The organism is Candidatus Korarchaeota archaeon NZ13-K (assembly GCA_003344655.1).
GTDB lineage: Archaea > Korarchaeota > Korarchaeia > Korarchaeales > Korarchaeaceae > Korarchaeum.
This window is the reverse complement of sequence record MAIU01000114.1, coordinates 1-3,131: the sequence shown is the minus strand read 5'-3', so window position 1 is coordinate 3,131 and position 3,131 is coordinate 1. Positions and strand designations below refer to the sequence as shown.

At 60.8% G+C, this 3,131-nt stretch carries 4 protein-coding genes; 2 read left to right on the top strand and 2 right to left on the bottom strand.

The window, feature by feature from the left end:
• Both BA066_07510 and BA066_07505 read right to left on the bottom strand, forming a co-directional pair.
• The coding region (locus BA066_07510; protein RDD52849.1) for a cation transporter at window positions 1-927 on the bottom strand (927 nt) is incomplete at its 3' end.
• A gap of 45 nt (window positions 928-972) precedes the next feature.
• Window positions 973-1,749, bottom strand: a complete 777-nt coding sequence (locus BA066_07505) for a hypothetical protein (GenBank protein ID RDD52848.1) — start codon at window positions 1,747-1,749, stop codon at window positions 973-975.
• Window positions 1,750-1,843: 94 nt separating this feature from the next.
• On the opposite strand from BA066_07505, the gene BA066_07500 reads away from it, so the two are divergent.
• Complete coding sequence (locus BA066_07500) at window positions 1,844-2,761, top strand: phosphate uptake regulator PhoU (protein RDD52847.1); 918 nt, start codon at window positions 1,844-1,846, stop codon at window positions 2,759-2,761.
• 37 nt (window positions 2,762-2,798) lie between these two features.
• Window positions 2,799-3,131: nitroreductase family protein (locus tag BA066_07495; protein RDD52846.1), on the top strand; the 333-nt coding region annotated here is incomplete at its 3' end.

Genomic DNA, 3,131 nt, shown 5'->3' with positions numbered 1-3,131 from the left:
CCCGCCCCTGGAGTCGGAGACGGTTATGGCGTGAACGTCAAGCACCCCCTCAACCCCCTTGGAGAGCCTCCTGACCCTCTCCTCGAGCGTCTCACCCTCCACCCTCTCCACCACTATGTCCACGTCCATCCCCAGCTCCCTCCTTAGGGTCTCAGCTATCCTCTCGCCAAGGTCCCGCGGGCTCCCCACGACCCTGAGCCTGACGTCAGCGAAGAGGAAGTTCCCGACCTTCCTGGCCCTGACCCTCTGGACCTCCAGCACCTCCGGGTTTGAGAGGCAGGCTCTCCTCACAGAATCCATTATCCAGGGATCTATTCGATCCGTCAAGTCGTAGAGGGCATCCCTCGATATCCTAATGGCAGATCTGAGGAAGAGGAGCGATATAACGATCCCCATTAAAGGATCGAGCAGCTTCAACCCCATCCTGACGAATAGCAGGCCCAGTATGACCACGAGGGATGTTATCATGTCGCTGGAGAAGTGGAGGGAATCAGCCTCCAGCGCGCGACTTCCCGTGGCCTTGGAGGCCCTGCTGAGGGCCCTAGATCTCTCGAAGTCTACCAGTATCGATATCAGCATCACGGATATCGGGAGGATCCCAACATCTATCTCCGGAGGGTTGATCATCCTCCTGAGGGCCTCGAAGATGACCCAAGCCATCGTAATGATCAGGAAGACCGCTCCCATGAGCCCGCCCAAGCTGTCTATCTTCCTGTGACCGTAGGGATGGGTGACGTCAGGCGGTCTCATCGAGAGCCTAACCGTCAGGAAGGTGACCAGGGTCGTCAGGCTGTCCAGGGCCGAGTGGAGGAACTCAGCTATTACGCTCAGGCTGCCGCTCAGGATCCCAGCGTATAGCTTCATCAAGGTCAGCGAGATGGATGCGAGCAGCGATTTTAGGGTCAGGCTGCTTACCTCACCGCCCATCCCGGGTTAGGGAGGCGGGAGGATTTAAGGTTAGTCCCGGGCAGCTCAGCTCCTGATCTGGAGTATCACCCCGGATAGGAGCATGGCGACCCCTGAGCCCGCGAAGAGGAGCTGCATCAGGGAGAGGGTGCTGGCCGCGTAGGAGGGATTTAGCTTGAGGAGGATCCCCCTCATCACCTCGGCTGATGCCGGGGTCAGCGTGAGGAGGAGCGAGACCGCCAGGAACGCGGCGCCGGGGAGGGCCAGTGAGAGGAGCCAGGATGGTCCTCCCTCGGCCGGGGCCCGCGGGATCCCCTGCCCTAGGGCCCTCAGGATGGGAGGGACCAGGAGTATGACGAAAGGGTACTCCGTTATGAAGAACCAGAGGGTCAGGGAGGTCCCGAGGAGGAGGAGCTCGTAGGCGGTCAGGCCGGGTGGGAGCATCCCCAGGAGGCTTATGACGACTGTGTAGAGATAAGCCACGGTGGCGCAGCCCAGGGCCAGGGATAGCTGGGACGCCAGGGAGAACCTCGTCCAGGTGAACTCCCTCCTCAGCATCCTCCCGAGGAGGTAGAAGCCCAGGAAGTTCCCAGGCGCTGCTGCGAGGAGGCTTGGCAGGTAGAGGCCCCCGTGCTTCACCGAGTCCGCTATCAGCGTACCGATCGCTGCTCCCATCCCCCCGACCTCTGGACCGTAGATGAGGGAGAACAGGGCGGGAAGCACGACGGCCGGCCTGAACTGTCCCCTGCCGAAGGGGGAAACTATGTATGATGTGGCGAATGAGCCTATAGCATAGAGGGCCGCGCAAAGCCCGGTGGCCGAGACCCTCCTGGCTAAGCTCATGCGGATCCATCCAATCGTGAGGGGGTACTTTAAAAGCGTATGTAAGTATGGGAAGTATTTTATAATAGTATGTAGATAGATACGAAGGGTTTCAATGAGGGACCTGGGCTCTAGGTCGCTCCTGGTAATAGGGGGAAGCTCCTACGCCCTGACCCTGCCGAAGGAGTGGGTGAGGGAGAGGGGGATATCGGCCGGATCCAGGGTCAGGCTGTTCGAGGGCTCCTCCGGGGAGCTGATAATCTCCCCTGTCGGGGAGGCTGGCTCCAGGGTCAGGGTTGAGCTGAGGGGGAGACTGAGGGAGGGGGCCTGGGAGATAGTGGCGGCCTACCTGGATGGCTACGATGAGGTGGAGATCCTCAGGGAGAGGCTGACGAGGGAGGACGTTGGGATCCTCAGGAGGACCGCTTCCAAGCTCATGGGGATGGAGATACTCGAGGAGGGCCCCGGGAGGATTCTGATGAGGTGCCTGATGGACTACTCCTCGGCCCACCCCGCGGACCTTCTCCTCAGGATGAAGGGCATTGTCACGGGCATGCTCTCGGACCTCGGGAGGGCCTGCCTGGAGGGGGATGAGGAAACCCTCTCCCTGGTCGTTGAGAGGGATGATGACGTTGACAGGCTCTACTTCGCCCTGGTCAGGCAGGTCAGGAAGGCCATGAGGAGCCCGGAGATAATGGGGAGGCTCGAGCTGGAGCCGATAGACCTTCTGGACATGAGGATAGCGGCCATGATACTCGAGCTGATAGCCGATAGCGTGGTGGAGCTCGCCCAATGCGGCCTCAGCTGCGAGAAGATCTCCGGGACGCTTGAGGAGGCATCGAACCTCCTTTCCTCGGCTTTCAGATCGCTGGAGCTGAGGGACTTCAGGGCGGCCCTGGAGGTGAGGGAGAGGGTCGAGAGAAGCCTGAGCGAGCTGGCTGAGAGGCTCAAGGGTGAGATGACGCTGCTGCCCCTCGCGAACCTCCTCGTCAGGATAGGGGACCTCTGCGACCTGGTGGGGCCAAGGTTCTAGTTTTTTATTTCCGGCCCCAGCTGCCGCGGGTGATGGCGTGGAGCGCTGCTTGGAACTCCTCCTCACGAGGAGGAGCGTGAGGAGGTTCGACAGCAGGGAGGTGGATGATGAGACCCTGGAGAGAATTCTGGACGTCGCAAGGTACGCTCCAAGTGCCAGGAACTCCCAGCCATGGGAGTTCGTCGCGGTCAGGGATAGAGGAATCAGGGAGGAGCTAGGTAGGATTCACAGGTACGCTCATCCGGTACTGAACGCCCCTCTTGCCTTGGTCGTGCTCTGCGATCCAAGGGCTTCTCCGGACTCCTACCTAGTTGACTGCGCAAACGCGACTTTATACGTGATGCTGGCTGCCCACGCGCTGGGGATCGGC